Genomic DNA, 17009 nt, shown 5'->3' on the forward strand with positions numbered 1-17009 from the left:
CACCGGTCGCGACACAGCTTCGTGACCGGGATGAAGACCTTGGGCGAGTACGTGACCACCCCGGGCCGCCCGGCTGCGACCAAGCCGGCATCGCGGACCTTGGCGGCGGCCGTGGTGAGCCGGTCGAGATCGGCGCCGGTGGCTGCGAGAAGGACGGTCGCCTCGGCGACGTCGAGGGCGGCGCCACGCTCGGCCCGCGCCAGCGCTCGGCGTACCTGCTGGGGGGTCGGCACCTCGGTCACCACCTCAGGCTAGTCAGCAGCACCCAGACCCGGGACGGCCGGTCGCCTGTCGGTCGTTCCTGCGCCGGCCCGCCCCCGTGAACGGGCCGGCGCAGGATGGCGGGGGGACCGATCAGCGGCGGACCTTGCCGGTCTGCGCGCTCGTCTTGGTGGCCTTCGTGTAACCGGCCAGGGTGCCCGTGACGGCGACGCTGATCTTCTTGCCCTTGAGGGCCTTGGTCAGCTTGAGCTTGCTGTCGTCGGCCCCCTTGATGCGCTTGCCGTTGGCCGACCACGCGTAGGTCAGCTTGGTGCCGGCGGTCCACGACCCGGCCTTCGCGGTGAGGGTCTTGCCGACCTTCGCCTTGCCGGTGATCTTCGGCTTCGGGGCCGTGAGCTTGCCCGGCGTGGCCGCTGCCGGCGGCGGGCTGGTGACGGGCGGCGTCGTCGTGGGCGGCGTCGTGGTGGGCGGGTTCGAGACCGCGGCGGTCGCCGGCGAGCTGATCGTGACGCCGGCCGCGTCGGCCTTCGTGCCGATCGCGAGGACCGAGATGGACATGCCGAGGTGGTCGGCGGTCAGGGGAAGGGTCGGACCGGAGCCGATGGCGCCGCCCATCTCCCCGTTGGAGCCGTACCACTCGTAGGAGACGACGGTGCCGGCCTCCCACGCGCCGGTGCTCGCCACGCTGAGCTGGCTGCCGACGGTCGGGCTGCCCTGGACGGCGATGGCCGAGGGGGCGCTCACGTACCGGCCGTGCGTCGTGACCTGGTCCGTGGCGGGCTCGCTGGCGAGCAGTCCGTTGCTCGCCGCGACCTGGATCGTGTACGTCGTACCGGGCTGCAGGTCCTCCAGGTAGAGGTTCTGGTCAGAGGTCGTGCCGGAGGCGACGACCACATCGTCGGGGTTCCGGACGCTGTAGACGTACCGGATCGGGTCCTCCTCCCGCTCCCACGAGTACAAGCCCTCGTCCCAGGACGCGAAGAGCGCGGTGGTCGACATGGTGTCGGGCGCGGCGGACAGGTCGGCCGGAGCGGCGGGGGTGCTGAAGGCGTTCACGGCACCGTCGTCGGTGGCGGCGAAGACATCTCCGTCACCGTCGACCGCCAGCGCGGTCACGCTCGCGTCGAGGTAGACGCCGGGCGCGTCCGTCTCGTCCTCGTAGTCGGCGAGCCGGTCGGTCTCGAGCGCGAACACGCTGTCACTCTGAGCCAGGTAGAGCGTCTCGCCGTCGGGGGAGAGTGCGATCTGCTGCGCGCGGTAGCGCAGCGGGAAGTAGGTGTCGGGGCCCTCCTGCACGACGGTGACGCCGTAGCTCTGCGGAGCATCGTCGTTGTCCCGGAAGCTGAGGGCGTAGACGGCGCCGCCGGTCTGGTCGGCCACCACGTCCAACGTGTACTCGTCCGGGTTGCCCTCGGCGCCCAGGGCGACAGGTGCCCCCTCGGTGCCGGAGCCCTCGGAGTAGCTCCACAGCGTCGCGGTGGAGATCTCGTCCTCGTTCCACTGGGTGCCGGCGACGTACCAGCTCCGGACCTCGCCGGCGCCTCGGGCGTCCGCGGCCGTCGCCGTGGCGCTCTCGGCGAGGGAGACCGGGGCCACTCCCCAGGGGTCCAGGTCGAGGGTCTCGCCGCTCAGGACCTCGTAGATCCCGACGGAGTCGGTGCCGAGAACCTCGACGGAGGTTCCCTCCTGGGGCTCTCCGTCCTCCTCGAACTGCAGATCGTCGGTCGCGACGTGCCAGTAGTGGTAGTCGTCGTCGAAGGTCACGACCTTCAGGCCGGAGCCGCCGGGCTCCACAGCCGCGTCGACGGAGAAGGCCGGACCGATCGCGACCTGGGTGCCGGCTCCGACGTCCGCCACGTAGGCGGTGTCGTCGTCAATGCCGATGGCGTACACGGCGTCGTCGGTCGCGATCAGCTTGCTGGGCGCAAAGCCCAGGTCGTGCGGGTACCCGCTCGGGTCGGCGGCGACCGCGGCGCCCGGGCAGACCAACCCGGCCCCGAGCAGTGCGGCAGCGACCAGGCCGCCGGTGAGTTGTGACTTCATGTCTGAATCCCTCGTCTCGGCGCACCCGCCATCGGGTGCTGTGACGGATACTTCGGCAACTTCTCCGCAGAGTCGTGTCCGAAAGCGGCCATGTCCGACATCGGACTGTCCGATCTCGGCCATGGCCGTCTGCGGACACGCGCCGGCCGCGACGGGCTGGTTCGCTGAGTGGCGTGCAACGATCACCCGGTGCGCTCGGACCCCCACACCCGCTCCGCAGAACTCGTGTCTCTCGAGCTGCTCGGGGTGGGACTGCGCTCGCGCGCGGGCACGGTCGCCGAGCTGGCGGCCCTCGCCGTGCGTGACGAGGCCGGCGTACGCCGCGACCTCGAGTGGCTCGACGCCGAGGGCTTCGTCGACCTGCGGGGCGACCGGATCGGCTACACGGCGCCCGAGGAGGTCGTGGCCGACGTCGTACGACGGCGCGCGGGTGACCTGGGCGCCGAGATGCTCCGACACCTCGCCGACCTCGCCGAGGTGGTCGGCCAGCTCCCCGCGCTAGCCCGTGAGTGGGACACCGGCACCGACGACCCGCACCTGCTCGACATCGAGGTCTTCCACGGGCCGGAGGCGGTCGTCGATCTCTGGCACCTCCGGCAGAGCCGGGAGCCGATCCGCCGCACCGACGTCGTGCTGCCCGACGCCTCTCGCCTGTACGTCGCCGACCCGGCGATGCAGCGGGTGTGGCACGAGGCGAGCCGGGGCGAGGGGAGCTCCGCGCGCGTGATCGCCGCGATCGGGGACGCCGTCCACCCGGAGGCGCAGCAGCGCCTGACGGAGGAGCTCGACGCGGGCGTGCAGATCCGGCTGCTGCCGGAACCCCCGGGCTGGTTCTGGATCACCGACGAGACGACGGTCGCCCTGCCGATGACCTGGGGCGAGGCCTGGCCGACCTCGGTCGTCGCCGTGCGTGGGCGCGCCGTCGCCGGCATGGTGAGCTGGCTCTTCGAACGCCTCTGGGAGCGAGCTGTCCCGGCCCGCTCCGAGACCGCGGACTGGGACTCCCTGCTCACGCTGATGGAGCGCGGGGCCACTCTCGAGGCCGCGTCCCGGGCGCTCGGGATCTCCGAGCGCACCGGTCGGCGGCGGGTGTCCGAGGCGATGGACCACTTCGGCGTGAGCTCGACCCTGGCTCTCGGAGTCGCCTGGGGCGACGCGCGCCGAGGCTGACGCGCGCTGACGCGCGCCGCCGTCCGGGCGCCGTCAGACCCCGGCGGTCTCCTGCTCGGTCTCCGAGGCCGGCTCGGCCGGTGGCACCACCGGCGGCTTGCGGTCGAGCGCGCTGGGCCACCAGATCTTCCCGCCGAGGTCGAGGTTGATCGCGGTGACCAGCACGGACCGGACGATCATCGTGTCGAGCAGCACGCCGAGCGCGATGGCAGTGCCGATCTGGAGCGCGAACGTGAGCGGCATCGTGGCCAGCGCTCCGAACGTCGCCGCGAGGACGATGCCGGCCGCCGTGATCACACCCCCGGTGGATGCGAGCGCGATCAGCGAGCCGCGGCGAGTCCCCTTGGTGACGGTCTCCTCCCGGACCCGGGTCATCAGGAAGATGTTGTAGTCGATGCCGAGGGCGACCAGGAACACGAACGCGTACAACGGGAACCCGGGGTCGGTGTGCGGCCGGTCGAAGACCAGGTCGAACACCACGCCCGAGAGGCCCAGCGCTGCGGCAAAGGACAGGATCACCGTCCCGATCAGGATCAGCGGTGAGGTCAGCGCCCGGAGCAGTCCCATCAGGATCAGCATCACCGCGAGGAGCATGATCGGGATGACGACCTTGTTGTCGCGGGCCGAGGCCTCTTCGATGTCGATGGTGACGGCGGTCCAGCCGCCGACCTGGGCGTCCGCACCCTCAACGCCGTGCACCGCGTCGCGAACCTCGTGCACCGCCTCGATCGACTGATCGTCGAGAGCGTCGGCGGTGAGGTTCACCAGGATCAGCGCGGTGCCGTTCTCCTCGGCGGCGACCACCGGCTCCGCGATGCCGTCGATCCCCTTCAGCGATGCGACGACCTCGCCGGCCTGATCGGCGTTGGCCACGATCTGGGCCGGGGAGCTCGCGTCGACCAGCCCGTGCTCGACCAGGAGCTCGTTGCCCGCGACCGACTCGACGTCGTGGCCGGCGACGTAGATCTCGTCGTTGGGGATGCCCGAGGTGTCGAGGCGCAAGGCACCGAGAGCGACCACCAGCAGCACACCGGTGGTGATGATCCAGACCGTGCGAGGCCGTGGTGCGATCCGGTTTCCGGTGCGGGCCCAGAAGCCGGACTCGGTGGGCTCCGCGGTGCCGAACCGCGGGATGAACGGCCAGAACACCCAGCGGCCGCAGATAACCAGCAGCGCGGGCAGCAGGGTCACCATCACCAGGAAGGTGACGGCCACCGCGACGGCGTTGGCCGGGCCGAGTCCCGCGGTGGAGTTGAGCTCGGCGAACATCAGGCAGAGCAGGCCGACGACGACCGTCGTGGCGCTGGCGAAGATGGCCGGTGCGGCGCGGTGAAGCGCGTAGGCCATCGCCTCGTGCCGGTCCTCATGTCGGCGGAGCTCTTCTCGATATCGGGCGACCAGCAGCAAGGCGTAGTCCGTTCCAGCGCCGATCACCAGCACGGTCATGATGAACTGGGTCTGGCCGTTGATCGTCATGTCGCCGTACTTGGCCAGCAGGTAGAGCACACCCATCGCGATGCCGAGACTCACGACGGCGCAGAAGATCGGCAGCGCCCACAGCACCGGGCTGCGGTAGCTGACCAGCAGGATCAGGACGACTGCGCAGAGCGTGATCAGGAGCAGCCGTCCGTCCATGCCTGCGAATGCCGCTGCTTGGTCGGCGGTCGTGCCCCCGGCGCCCGCGACGTACACCTCGACCCCGTCGATGGCGGTGATGTCGCGGACCTCGTCGGCGACGTCGGGCATGTCCTCCCAGAGCTCGTCACCGCGGTTGATCGTGAAGTCGAGCTTCGCGACCTGTCCGTCCTCAGAGACGTACGGCGCGGGGATGCCTGCCGTCGCGGCGCTCTGCGGGGTGATGACGTTCGAGACGCCCTCGAGCTCCGCGATCTCGGGGCCGTGGCCCTCGATCGCGGCGAGGTCCTCGTCGGTGAGCCCGGACTCCTTGTAGTAGACGACGGTCGTCACCAGGTCGTTCGGGTCCTGGAACTCCTCGAGGCGCTGGATCGCCTGGGTCGACTCGGCGCTCTGGGGCAGCCACGACTCGGCCTCGTTGTTCTGCACGCTGGTGAGCTTGCCGGCGAGGGACCCGAAGATCCCGAGCAGCACGAGGACGCCCACGAGGACGATCCACTTGGTCACGCGTCCGGTGAGCTTGCCGGCGATCTGACGGTGCATGGTGTCCACTCTTTCAGGGGGCGGGGACAGTGGCATCGGGGTTTTCCCCTAGTCCGACCGATCAAGGACTGCGGACTCATCGGTCACTCGTACGACGAACGGACTAGTCCGAATGCGACACCATTTCGCGACGATCTGGGTCCCTATGCCACCGGGACGTGGATCGCTGATGTTCTAGTGGCGCGCGCACGAAATCCTTGGGCGGTTCGACGCCGCCATGGCACGCCCCTCGCTGCGTTGGCAGCACTCGGAAGACAGCCGGTATGCCGTCGTGCCGCCGCCTTGCGAGGCACGCACCCTGACGACGCCAACCATCCAACTACTTCGCACCCGCGCCACTAGGTTCGAGACATGTATCCCGGCACCTGGGCGGCTCGGACGCCCGACAAGCCCGCGCTGGTGATGGCCGGTTCGGGGCGCACCCTCACGTACGCCGAGCTCGAGGAGCGCAGCCTGCGGCTCGCGCACGTGATGCACGACGCCGGCCTGGAGATGGGCGACGTGGTGGCGCTGCTGTCCGACAACCGTCCCGAGACGTACGAGGCCTACTGGGCCGCGTTGCGCTCGGGGCTCTACATCACTGCCGTCAACCACAACCTCTCCGCCGAGGAGGTGTCCTACATCGTGCGCGACTGCGGTGCGAAGGCACTGCTCGTGTCGCCGGCGAAGTCGGAGCTGGCGGCCAGCCTCGACGTCGAGATGCCGACGATGCTGACGTTCGGGGGCGACTACGAGGACGCTCTCGCGGCGGCGACCGCCGAGCCGCTGGCCGCGCAGCCGCACGGCGACGACCTGCTCTACTCCTCGGGCACCACCGGCCGGCCGAAGGGGATCAAGCCGCCGCTGCCACCGATCGCCGTCGACGAGCCCGGCTACGTCTATCCCACCGTGTTCGGTGCCCTCTACGGGTTCGACGAAGACACCGTCTACCTCTCCCCGGCACCGGCCTACCACGCGGCGCCGCTGCGGTTCGGCGGCGTGATCCACACGCTCGGCGGCACGCTCGTGATGATGGAGAAGTTCGACGCCGAGGGCGCGCTGCGTGCGATCGAGCGCTACCGGGTCACGCACACGCAGATGGTGCCGACGATGTTCGTGCGGATGCTCAAGCTGCCCGACGACGTGCGGGCGTCGTACGACGTGAGCTCACTGCGCGTCGTCGTCCATGCCGCTGCGCCGTGCCCGGTCGACGTGAAGCGCCGGATGATCGAGTGGCTCGGCCCGATCGTGCACGAGTACTACGCCTCGACCGAGTCCAACGGCGCGACGTTCATCGACTCGCAGGCCTGGCTGAGGAAGCCCGGCTCGGTCGGCACGGCGCTGATGGGCACCGTCCGGATCTGCGGCGACGACGGTGGCCTGCTCGGGCCTGGAGAGGTCGGCACCGTCTACTTCGAGCGCGAGCAGCGGACCTTCGACTATCACAACGACCCCGACAAGACCGCGTCGACGCAGCATCCCGAGCACGACAACTGGACGACCGTCGGCGACCTGGGCTACCTCGACGAGGACGGCTACCTCTTCCTGACCGATCGCAAGGCGTTCATGATCATCTCCGGCGGCGTGAACATCTATCCGCAGGAGATCGAGGACCTCTTCAGCCTGCACCCGGCGGTCACCGACATCGCCGTCATCGGGGTCCCCGACGACGAGATGGGGGAGCGGGTGGTGGCGTTCGTGGAGGTCGCACCCTCGGCCGTCCCCGGTGACGAGCTCGCGGCCGAGCTCACGGCGTACGCCCGCGAGCGCATCGCGCACTTCAAGGTGCCGCGGGAGTTCCACTTCCGCGACGAGCTGCCGCGCACGCCGACCGGGAAGATGGTCAAGGGCAAGCTGCGGGACGAGTACGCCGGATAGCCAGTGTCGCGCGCACGAGATCCTTGGACGGTTCGACGCCGCCAACCATCCAACTATCTCGCACCCGCGCCGCTAGGCCGCTCGCTTCCGCTCCCACCGGCCCACGCCCACCATCACCAGCCAGGCCAGCAGGCAGCCGGCGATCGCGTCGATGACGTAGTGCTCGGCGAAGTAGGTCAGCGCGAGCGCCATCGCCAGGGGGTAGAGCAGCAGCAGCCAGCGCCACGGTCGCCGCAGGCGGGAGATGCCGTAGAACGCCACCAGGCAGGCGATCCCGCAGTGCAGGGAGGGCATCGCGGCGACCTTGTTGGCCATGCCCCACATGATCATCGTCTGCCGGTGCAGGTCGACTCCGAGGACTTCGAGCTGGGACCACCCGCGTGAGGTGATCCGGGAGACCTCGGGCAGGTAGCCGTCGCGGGCCGCCATCCACGGTGGCGCCATCGGGTAGGCGACGTAGATCGCGAGACCGGCGAAGAGCAGGGTGATGTAGCGGCGCAGCCACCGGACCCACTCGTCGCGGTTGCGCACCCACAGCACTCCGGCCAGGGTCAGCGCGACGAGGAAGTGGGAGGCGTAGACGGTCGTCAGGAGCACGTCGTACCAGTGCGGCGGGAGCGTCTTGAGGCACGGCTCGCCGCACCAGTTCTGCTGCAGCCACACCGTCGGCACGGTGCCTCCGAAGAGCCAGTCGTCGACTCGGATCGGCATCGAGTAGTGCGGGGCGATCCCGACCTCGTCGGCGAGTCCGCGGCCGAGCCAGTAGAGCACCATCAGCAGCAGCGGCCTCCACCAGTCGCGCCAGAACGCGAGGTGGTCGCGCGGGGTCTCCTCGACCTGCCAGGCGATCGTGCCGAACCAGATCCACACGACCACGCCCGCTGGGTCGTTGGGGATGCCGACGAACCAGCACCAGGCGAGGAGCAGCACGGCGTACGCCGTCGTGGCGGTCCTTCGGGTCACTGTGCGTCCTTGCGGTAGATCGTCCAGCCGTCCGTCGTCGCCTGGAGGTCGTAGTGATCCGCGAGGATGCGATCGGCGTTCGTGCCGTCGATGCCCCACGAGCCGAGGGACTTGCCGGCGATCACGACCCAGGTCGGCCGGTCGGGGCCGTCGAGGAGCTCACCGAGGTCGTGGAGCTCCGGGTCGTGCACCCGCACCGGCAGGCTCCACAGGTCCGGATAGGGGCTGCGCAGCCCGGTCGCCTGCAGGATGTTCGGAGCGCCGAAGGCGACGACGGCGGTGTCGCCGGGCGTGGCGTGATCGTCGAGCCACGCGATGACCGGGTGCTCGGGGCGCTGGATCGGCTGGACCGCCACGAAGGCGAGCGCACCGACGGCCGAGACCGCCATCAGTGTGTACGCCGCCGCCAGGACGCGCCGCCCGGGCAGCGGCCGCTGGCAGGCGGCGGCGGTGAGCAGCACCAACCCCGGGACCAGCCCCATCAGGTAGTGCAGCCAGTAGCTGCCGCCGCCCAGCACCACGAACAGCTCCCACGCCAGTGTCGCGAGGGCCGGCCCACGCAGGTCGACGACTCCGGGGGCAACCCGCGTCGGCAGCCGCCGGGCGAGCACGACGGCCAGGATCGGGGCACCGGTGGCGACCAGCGCGAGCAGCATCGCGCCGAGGCGCCGTGGGGTGGTGTCGGTCGCGGAGCTCGCGATGACCGAGGCGGCCTGCTGGCGGAAGACCACGACGGCATCCCACAGCTCACCCGGGTCGGTGCCGCGTGCCGCGGCCGCCCAGATCGCGATCCCGACGGCTGCCGCGGCCCCGACGGTGACGCCGAGCACCGGCCGGGCGCGGCGGCTGACCAGGCACAGCACGACCACGAACACGAAGACGTCGAGCAGGCTCTGCTTCACCAGTGCACCGCCGGCACCGGAGGCACCGGCGAGCACACCCCACCACAGCGCAGCATGTCCCGACTCCGACCGGACGGCGCACGTCGCCGCGACGATCCCGCCGAGCAGGAAGGGCAGGCCGAGCACCTCGCCGTTGACGACCGTGCCGCCGAAGAGAGGCGTGGCGGTGAGGAGGGCGGCCGTGGCGGCGGTCAGGACCGGAGCCGACGGCCGGTCCGGTGCACCGAGCCGGCCCAGGACGCCGCTGAGCACCACCGTGGCGACGACCGCGAGGATGCCGAGCCCGCGGAGCGCCCACCCGCCGCCGGCGGCGTCGGCGACAGCGGCCAGCGCGATCAGCCCGGGCGGACGGTCGACGAAGTAGTCGCCGTACAGCGACGAACCCGGCGACCACTGTGCGGCCAGCAGCAGCAGGCCGCCCTCGTCGGGGCTGAGCCTGCGGCCGGCGTACGGGAGCCAGCAGAGTCCCGCGACAACAGCCAGGGCCGCGACCCGGGCGCGCGCGGACCGGGTCCAGTCGGGTGCTGTCACGCCGCGAACGAGATGGCGAGCAGGACCGCGCCGACGAGCACTGCGCCGGTGAGCAGGAATCCGAGGTTGAATGCCGGCAGCGGTGTGCTCGTGCGCATCGCTCGCTCGACCCGCGCCCAGCGGATCATCGCGAAGGCGGTGACCAGACCGCCGAGCAGCACCAGGGCGATCGCGAGGACGTTGCGGACCCAGGTCGTGTCCGGGAGGCCCAGCGCGTGCAGGGCGACGCCGCCCGCGAGCATCGCCAGCGCGGTGCGCACCCAGGCCAGGAAGGTGCGCTCGTTGGCGAGCGTGAAGCGGGGGTCGGGCTCCTGCCCGGCGTCGTAGACCCAGTGCGGCCGACGTTGCGTCATGGCCCCATCCTTCCGTATGCGTCGCGCCCTAGGCTCGTCGGCGTGACGTTCGAGTTCGACACCCACACCGAGGTCCAGTCCAACGGCGACGGGAGGTACGCCGCCGAACTCGACCCGGGATGGGTCGTCGGTGGCGGCGTCAACGGCGGCTACCTGCTCGCGGTGATCGGTACGGCGCTGCGTGCGAGCTTCCCGACGAAGCCGGACCCGCTCGCCGTCTCGGCCTACTACCTCTCGGCCGGACGACCCGGTCCCGCCGAGGTTGCCGTCGACGTACGCCGTGAGGGGGGCAGTGTTGCGACCGCGTCCGTCGAGCTGCGCCAACAGGTGGGCCAGGGCGACGAGACCCGGATCGCCGCGCTCGCGACGTACGGCGACCTCGACCGGCTGGGTGACGACGTGCGAACCACGGCCGAGGAGCCGGTCCTACCGCCGCCGGACGAGTGCGTCGCCAATGCGTTCGCGCCCCCGGAGATCCTCGAGATGGCCCCGATGATGGGCCGCTTCGACATGCGCTTCCACCCCGAGCAGGTCGGGTGGGCTGTCGGTCAGCCGAGCGGCCGAGGTGAGATCTCGGCGTGGTTCCGGCTCATCGACGGCCGCGAGCCCGACCCGGTCACGCTGCTGATGGTCCTGGACGCGCTGCCGCCGGTGACCTTCGACCTGGGCATGATGGGCTGGGCACCCACCTTGGAGCTCACCGCTCACGTGCGGGCGAAGCCCGCGCCCGGTTGGCTCAAGGTCCGGCACGCGACCCGCAACATGGCTGGCGGGATGTTCGAGGAGGACTGCGAGGTCTGGGACTCCGCCGGCCGCCTCGTCGCCCAGAGTCGCCAACTCGCCCGTCAGCCGCGCCCGATCGGCTGAGACTCGTGTCGCGCGCGCTGAGCTTCGGATCCGTGGCGGCGGCGTACGAGCGGTTCCGGCCCGGCTACCCCGACGAGCTGGTCGACGAGGTGCTCCCCGAGCGGGTGACGCTGATGGCCGACCTCACCCTCCACCTCGCCAGGATGTCCGACACCGTCGGTTGAGGTGTGAGGCGCGGTACGCCGTCCCCGGTGGTTGAGGTGCGAGGCGCGCCAGCGCCGAGCCTCGAAACCCCCGCAGCGTGGGCAGGGCGGTGGGTGGCGTGCGGGGGTCTCGACAGGCTCGACCGCCGGAGGGGGCGGTGGGTGGCCTGCGGGGGTCTCGACAGGCTCGACCGCCGGAGAGGGCGGTCGGTGGCCTGCGGGGGTCTCGACAGGCTCGACCGCCGGAGAGGGCGGTCGGTGACCTCCACCGGCTGACCTGGCTTCTCGGTTGTTCACACGTTCGTCCTCGGCCGTCTCGCCACCATGTGGCGTCGACGACCGCACCGCCTCAGCCAGCGTTGGTCGGGCACCCCGGGTTGGTGCAGACTCGCTCATCGACGGTGGAGTCGCCGTCCCCGACGAAGCCGTCCGGATCGCCGACCTGGCCTCCGGTTGCGGCGACGGGCTCCTCACGAGCAACCAGTCGGACCTCGGAGCCACAGACCGAGCAGGGCTTGGTGTCGAAGTACATGCCGGTCAGGTACCCACGAGAGGGACTCCGAAGCCGTCCTACTGCGGCTCGCGGTCGGTGTCGGTCCTGAACCCCTCGTGCTGGACGCGCTCCTCCAGGCTCTCGAGCTCCTGGAAGAAGGTCACCTGCCATCCGGCCGGGCCCTGGACGCGCGCGTTGAGGGTGCGGAACGGTGTGGTGACCGGCGGGGCGAGCGTCGTCGCGCCCGCGTCCTCGGTCAGGGCGACCGCGGTGGCGGTGTCGTCGACCTCGAGGGCGAGCCTGAGGACGACGCCGTCCGCCGGCGGCGCCCCTTCGACCTCGTCGATGTTCCGCGCGTGCACTGGGGACGCGACCTCGATGGTCGCGATGCCGGCGTGCAGGATCGCGACCCGGTCGTCACCGCCCGAGGCGAACGCAGGCTGCTCGGGCATCCCGAGGACGTCCCGGTAGAAGTGCACGGCCTCATCGAAGTCGTCGGTCTCGATGATCAGACGCAGCTGTCGTGGCGACTGAGTGCTCATGCCCGACATCGTCTGCTTCACCAGGGGGTCAGGGTCAACCGCCGAGACGACTGCGCACGTCCCGCGAGGGCGTCAGCCGAACGACGATCGCCGCATCGAGACCACCCAGCGGCGCCGTGGATGCTCGGTGACCGTCCAGAGCCGGTCGGTGCCCGCGTCGTACGCGAGGTCCTCGGGCCCCATCGGCAGGGCCCGCCGGCGCTCCCGGAAGCCCCCGGTCTCGCCCGACCAGACCGAGCCCAGCGCCCACGGGCCGTGGGACGAGGTGAGGTAGAGCCGACCGCCGACACGCGCCACCCCCTGAGCGCGTACGACGTCGTGGCGGATCACGGTGGCGTCGCCGCCGTCGATCGGGACCTCGGCCAGGCGACGCGTCTGACGGCGGTTGCCGTACTCGCCGACGACCAGGTTGGGTGGCTGGGTGGCGTCGTCGACCGACACGAACGAGAACCGCAGCGGCTCGCCGTCGTCGGCGACCGGTGCGAGCCGGAAGCGGACGGGCAGCAGGTGCTCACCGTCGTCGCCCCGCACCACGTCACCGGTGTCGCACACCCAGAGGCCGGCTCGGGTGGCGGCGACGTACAGCCGGGACCCGTGCCAGCCCAGGCCGCCGGCGTGCACCCGCAGCGGCTCGTGCCCGGATGCCGTCGGCACGACCAGCGTGACGTGGCGGTAGCGCCGTTTCGTCGGCGACAGGAAGGAGATCCGGACGCCACCCTTCTTCGCGTACCAGGAGACCGCGACGTGGCGCCCGCCCGGCTCCACCGACACCCCCTGCGGCCACCACTCGGGGTCGCGGCGGTCCGCGCGGTCCCAGGTCCAGGCGCGGTGCCGGGTGAGGCAGGGCGCCCAGGTGCGCCACAGGCGCCGGTCGAGCTCGCCGAGCACGGCGGCCAGGCCGACGCGGCCGCCGTGCCGCTCGGCGAAGGCGTCGACCTCCGTGGTCAGCTCGGCTGTGCGGGCGAGATGCACGTCGCGAACGGTAGCGTCCCCGGTCATGGACGCAGCCAGGATCGCCGTCGTCGGAGCGGCGATCGTGCGTGGCGGCCGGGTGCTCACGGCCCGTCGTACGACGCCGCCGGAGGCCGCAGGCCGCTGGGAGTTCCCGGGTGGCAAGGTCGAGCCGGGCGAGAGTCCGCAGGCAGCCCTGGTCCGCGAGATCCGCGAGGAGCTCGGCTGCGCGGTCGAGGTCACCGGCTGGCTCCCGGGCGAGGTGCCGATCGGGGAGCGACACGTGCTGACGGTCGCGCTCGCCGTACTGACCGAGGACGGAGACCCCGACGCCCGTGAGCACGACGAGATTCGCTGGCTCACGGTCGCCGAGCTGGACGACGTCGACTGGCTGGAGCCGGACCGGCCCTTCCTCCCGCACCTGCGGGCCGTGCTGGGAGGATGAGCGGGTGCGGGGCATCTTCCGGGGCATTTTCTTCGACGAGGACGACGCGGCGGCGGTGGTCGCCCGGTTGCGGTCGTCGGGCTATGACGCGCACGTCGAGCGCGAGCGGCTGTCCGGAGAGGACGACGACGAGGACCACCCCTGGGCTGTCCTGACGGACGCTCCGGAGCTGGTGCTGGACCTCCTCGTGGACGAGTACGACGGCTGGCTCGACGTCGCGGACTCCACCGTGGTCGAGCCTGTCGCGACTCCGCCGCTCGAGCTCCCGACCGCACCGCGGAAGATCAAGCGCCCCTCCTGACGTTGCGGGACTGGACACACTCGTTGTCCGACCCCCTACCTAGGATCACCACATGTCTGCTGACCAGCGCCTCCTGCTCGTCCACGCGCACCCCGACGACGAGTGCATCGGCAACGGCGCCACGATGGCGAAGTACATCGCCGAGGGGCGCCACGTCACGCTGGTGACCTGCACCGCCGGGGAGATGGGCGAGATCCTGGTGCCCGAGCTCGAGCACCTCGCTGCCGACAAGGAGGACCGCCTCGGCGAGCACCGTCGCGGCGAGATCGCCAACGCGATGCAGGTCCTGGGCGTCACCGACCACCGCTGGCTCGGTGGCTTCGGACGGTTCCGCGACAGCGGGATGAAGTGGCACGAGGACGGCTACGCCATCCCGGCTGATGACATCCACGACAACGCGTTCTGGGCGGCCGACCTGACCGTCGCCGCCGACTACCTGGTCGAGATCATCCGCGAGGTGCGCCCGCAGGTCCTGGCGACCTACGACCCGTTCGGCGGCTACGGCCACCCCGACCACATCCAGGCCCACCGGGTGGCGATGTACGCCGCGCAGCTGGCCGCGGTGCCGTCGTACCGCAAGGACCTCGGCGACCCCTGGGAGATCGCCAAGATCTACTGGAACGCGATGTCGGAGAGCCGGATGCGCGCCGGGCTCCGGGCGCTGCGCGACGCCGGCGACACGACGAGCTTCGAGGGCATGGACCCCGACGGCCCGCTGCCGCCGTTCGTCACCGCCGACGACAACCTCGCGGCCGCCGTCGACGCGCAGGACCACGTCGAGCAGAAGCTGGACGCCCTGCGCGCCTACCCGACCCAGGTGACCACCGACGGTCCGTTCTTCGCGCTCTCCAACAACGTCGGCAGCACGGCGTGGGGCGTCGAGTTCTACCGGATCGTCAAGGGCGAGCTGGGCGAGCTGGGCGAGGACGGTCTCGAGACCGACCTGTTCGCCGGCCTCTGATCCACGTGAAGCTCCTCGTGGCCGTCGGGCTGCTGCTGGCGGGTGCGGTCACCGGCCTCACGGCGGTCGCGGTCCACGAGCTGGTGTGGGGGTTCGTGCTGGCCCTGGTGGCGACCGCCGTCACCGTCTTCGCGCTGCCCGCGGGCTGGTGGAGCAGGTTGGCGTTCGTGGTCGGCTGGGTCGTCATGGTCGGCTGGCTCACGGTGCCGCGGCCCGAGGGTGACTACCTCGTCAGCCAGGACTGGCAGGGGTACGGCGTGCTCGCCTTCGGCATGGTGTTGCTCGTCGCTGGACTCGCGACGCTGCCCCGCCCCGGCGGACCGCCAACGGACGCTCCCTAGGATGACCGCGTGACGAAGCCCTCCACCGCCCGCGAGTCCGCCGGCGGCAAGGTCGTGATCCTCCTCCTGGGCGGGCTGCTGCTCCTCGCGGCGGGCGCGTACGCCGCGGCGTACTACCTGGCCGGCGACAAGCTGCCCCGCGGCACCACCGTCGCTGGGGTGGAGATCGGTGGTCAGACCCCGGCGGAGGCCGAGGAGACGCTGACCGCCGGGCTGGCGGACCGCGTCGACCGCCCGATTCCGGTCAGCGTCGAAGGTGAGTCCGTGACGGTCGACCCGACGGACGCCGGCCTCACCGTCGACGTGGCGGCCACGGTCGCGGAGGCCGGAGGGGAGAAGAGCTGGTCACCGGCGCACCTCTGGAACTACTGGACCGGAGGGGACGACGAGGACCCGGTCGTGACCGTGGACGAGCCCGCGTTCGAGGCGGCCCTCGACGGCCTGGCCGACAGCGTCGGCACGCCGGCGACGGACGGTGCCGTGACGTTCAAGGGAGGCCGGGTCGTGACCACAGACCCGGCGCCGGGAGAGGGCTTCGACCCGGACACGACCCGGACCGCGATCCTCGGCTCCTACCTCTCCGAGGACGATGAGGTCGCCGAGCTCGAGACCGTCGAGGTCCAGCCCGACATCGACCAGGCCGACGTCCAGGCAGCGCTGGAGACGTTCGCCAACCCGGCCATGTCCGGCCCGGTCACGCTGGTCTTCGGCGACTCACCGGTCCAGCTCCAGCCCCGCGACTTCTCCGCGGCGCTCGGGATGAAGGCCGAGGGCGGCGCCCTGGTCCCGGACCTCGACGTCGACAAGCTCGCGAAGCTGGTGGCCGCCGGAGTCGGCGAGGAGGACGCGGCGGTGGACGCCACGGTCAAGCTCGTCAACGGCAAGCCGAAGGTCGTCCCGGCGAAGCCCGGGGTCACGTTCGACCCGGAGGCCGTCAGCAGCGCCTTCCTGCAGCTGGCCGCCAGCGCCGGGGACGACCGCGAGATGAAGGTCGAGGCGACGGTCGCGGAGCCGGACTTCACGACCGCCGACGCGGAGGCCCTGCAGATCAAGGAGCGGGTCTCCACCTTCACGACGTACTACCCCTACGCGGAGTACCGCAACGTCAACATCGGGCGGGCCGCGGAGCTCATCGACGGCACCGTGCTCAAGCCGGGCGACACGTTCTCGCTCAACGACATCGTGGGCGAGCGCACCGTCGAGAACGGCTTCACCACCGGCTTCATCATCAGCAACGGCCTCTTCAAGGAGGACCTCGGCGGCGGTGTCTCCCAGATGGCCACGACGACCTTCAACGCGATGTACTTCGCCGGCCTCAAGGACATCGAGCACAAGCCACACTCGGTCTACATCGATCGCTACCCGGAGGGCCGCGAGGCCACCGTGGCCTGGGGAGCGGTCGACCTCCGGTTCCAGAACGACACGAAGTACGGCGTGCTCGTCCACGCGACCGTGCAGCCGGGCAGCGGGTCCTCGCAGGGCGTCGTCACCGTCTCGATGTACTCCACGAAGACGTGGGACATCACCAGCAAGACGTCAGGCCGCTACAACTACCGGTCGCCGAAGACCCAGACCCAGAACACCTCGGACTGCGTGCCCAACACCGGGTACGACGGGTTCGACGTCGACGTCACCCGCTACTTCCACAAGCCGGGCAGCGACGCCGTGGAGAGGTCCGAGAAGTTCCACACCAGCTACATCGCCTCCGACACGGTGATCTGCAAGCCGCCGAAGGGCGACGGCTGA

At 71.0% G+C, this 17009-nt stretch carries 18 protein-coding genes; 9 read left to right on the top strand and 9 right to left on the bottom strand.

Annotated features, from left to right (window positions below):
• Together ABEA33_RS05865 and ABEA33_RS05870 are read right to left on the bottom strand one after the other, a co-directional pair.
• A partial coding sequence (locus ABEA33_RS05865; protein WP_345525744.1) for a hypothetical protein occupies nt 1–242 on the bottom strand: 242 nt, incomplete at its 3' end.
• Nucleotides 243–354: 112 nt separating this feature from the next.
• Nucleotides 355–2265 carry a fibronectin type III domain-containing protein gene (locus ABEA33_RS05870; RefSeq protein ID WP_345525745.1) on the bottom strand — a complete coding sequence of 637 codons (1911 nt, stop codon included), beginning with the start codon at nt 2263–2265 and terminating at the stop codon, nt 355–357.
• Nucleotides 2266–2454: 189 nt separating this feature from the next.
• Between ABEA33_RS05870 and ABEA33_RS05875 the strand changes: the two genes are divergently transcribed.
• Nucleotides 2455–3435, top strand: coding sequence for a hypothetical protein (locus ABEA33_RS05875; protein WP_345525746.1), 981 nt, complete (start codon nt 2455–2457; stop codon nt 3433–3435).
• A 33-nt stretch (nt 3436–3468) separates the two neighbouring features.
• Here the strand turns inward: ABEA33_RS05875 and ABEA33_RS05880 are convergent, their stop codons facing one another.
• Nucleotides 3469–5613 (bottom strand): MMPL family transporter, encoded by a 2145-nt coding sequence (locus ABEA33_RS05880; RefSeq protein ID WP_345525748.1) that lies wholly within the window; start codon nt 5611–5613, stop codon nt 3469–3471.
• Nucleotides 5614–5964: 351 nt separating this feature from the next.
• Here ABEA33_RS05880 and ABEA33_RS05885 point away from each other — a divergent pair, with 351 nt between their 5' ends.
• Nucleotides 5965–7470 (top strand): acyl-CoA synthetase, encoded by a 1506-nt coding sequence (locus ABEA33_RS05885; protein ID WP_345525750.1) that lies wholly within the window; start codon nt 5965–5967, stop codon nt 7468–7470.
• A gap of 72 nt (nt 7471–7542) precedes the next feature.
• On the opposite strand, the gene ABEA33_RS05890 is transcribed toward ABEA33_RS05885, so the two are convergent.
• From ABEA33_RS05890 to ABEA33_RS05900, 3 genes are read right to left on the bottom strand one after another with little or no spacing between them, the layout of a single operon-like run.
• Entirely contained in the window at nt 7543–8433 is an 891-nt protein-coding gene (locus tag ABEA33_RS05890; protein WP_345525751.1) for a phosphatase PAP2 family protein, read from the bottom strand.
• Entirely contained in the window at nt 8430–9866 is a 1437-nt protein-coding gene (locus ABEA33_RS05895) for a hypothetical protein (protein ID WP_345525752.1), read from the bottom strand. Before ABEA33_RS05895 ends, ABEA33_RS05890 begins: the two co-directional genes overlap by 4 nt.
• Complete coding sequence (locus ABEA33_RS05900) at nt 9863–10219, bottom strand: YidH family protein (protein WP_345525753.1); 357 nt, start codon at nt 10217–10219, stop codon at nt 9863–9865. The genes ABEA33_RS05895 and ABEA33_RS05900 overlap by 4 nt, the downstream gene beginning before the upstream one ends.
• 42 nt (nt 10220–10261) lie before the next feature.
• Here ABEA33_RS05900 and ABEA33_RS05905 point away from each other — a divergent pair, with 42 nt between their 5' ends.
• Together ABEA33_RS05905 and ABEA33_RS05910 are read left to right on the top strand one after the other, a co-directional pair.
• Nucleotides 10262–11086, top strand: a complete 825-nt coding sequence (locus tag ABEA33_RS05905; protein ID WP_345525754.1) for a thioesterase family protein — start codon at nt 10262–10264, stop codon at nt 11084–11086.
• Nucleotides 11087–11091: 5 nt separating this feature from the next.
• Complete coding sequence (locus ABEA33_RS05910) at nt 11092–11250, top strand: hypothetical protein (protein ID WP_345525755.1); 159 nt, start codon at nt 11092–11094, stop codon at nt 11248–11250.
• Nucleotides 11251–11578: 328 nt separating this feature from the next.
• On the opposite strand, the gene ABEA33_RS05915 is transcribed toward ABEA33_RS05910, so the two are convergent.
• The 3 genes from ABEA33_RS05915 to ABEA33_RS05925 form a co-directional block, all read right to left on the bottom strand.
• Nucleotides 11579–11761: a hypothetical protein gene (locus tag ABEA33_RS05915; RefSeq protein WP_345525757.1), complete on the bottom strand. Its 183-nt coding sequence runs from the start codon at nt 11759–11761 to the stop codon at nt 11579–11581.
• A gap of 38 nt (nt 11762–11799) precedes the next feature.
• Complete coding sequence (locus ABEA33_RS05920) at nt 11800–12264, bottom strand: VOC family protein (RefSeq protein ID WP_345525758.1); 465 nt, start codon at nt 12262–12264, stop codon at nt 11800–11802.
• A gap of 72 nt (nt 12265–12336) precedes the next feature.
• The gene (locus ABEA33_RS05925; protein ID WP_345525759.1) at nt 12337–13236 is read right to left on the bottom strand and encodes a hypothetical protein; all 900 of its coding nucleotides are present in this window, start codon (nt 13234–13236) and stop codon (nt 12337–12339) included.
• Nucleotides 13237–13261: 25 nt separating this feature from the next.
• Here ABEA33_RS05925 and ABEA33_RS05930 point away from each other — a divergent pair, with 25 nt between their 5' ends.
• The 5 genes from ABEA33_RS05930 to ABEA33_RS05950 are packed head-to-tail and all read left to right on the top strand — an operon-like array spanning nt 13262 to nt 17009.
• Nucleotides 13262–13660 (top strand): (deoxy)nucleoside triphosphate pyrophosphohydrolase, encoded by a 399-nt coding sequence (locus ABEA33_RS05930; protein WP_345525760.1) that lies wholly within the window; start codon nt 13262–13264, stop codon nt 13658–13660.
• 4 nt (nt 13661–13664) lie between these two features.
• Complete coding sequence (locus tag ABEA33_RS05935) at nt 13665–13961, top strand: SPOR domain-containing protein (protein ID WP_345525761.1); 297 nt, start codon at nt 13665–13667, stop codon at nt 13959–13961.
• Nucleotides 13962–14013: 52 nt separating this feature from the next.
• Nucleotides 14014–14922 (top strand): N-acetyl-1-D-myo-inositol-2-amino-2-deoxy-alpha-D-glucopyranoside deacetylase, encoded by a 909-nt coding sequence (mshB, locus tag ABEA33_RS05940; protein ID WP_345525762.1) that lies wholly within the window; start codon nt 14014–14016, stop codon nt 14920–14922.
• 5 nt (nt 14923–14927) lie between these two features.
• On the top strand, nt 14928–15263 hold the full coding sequence (locus tag ABEA33_RS05945) for a DUF6113 family protein (RefSeq protein WP_345525764.1): 336 nt from the start codon (nt 14928–14930) through the stop codon (nt 15261–15263).
• 9 nt (nt 15264–15272) lie between these two features.
• Nucleotides 15273–17009, top strand: a complete 1737-nt coding sequence (locus tag ABEA33_RS05950; RefSeq protein ID WP_345525765.1) for a VanW family protein — start codon at nt 15273–15275, stop codon at nt 17007–17009.

The organism is Nocardioides endophyticus (genome assembly GCF_039543845.1).
In the GTDB taxonomy this organism is placed as follows: domain Bacteria; phylum Actinomycetota; class Actinomycetes; order Propionibacteriales; family Nocardioidaceae; genus Nocardioides; species Nocardioides endophyticus.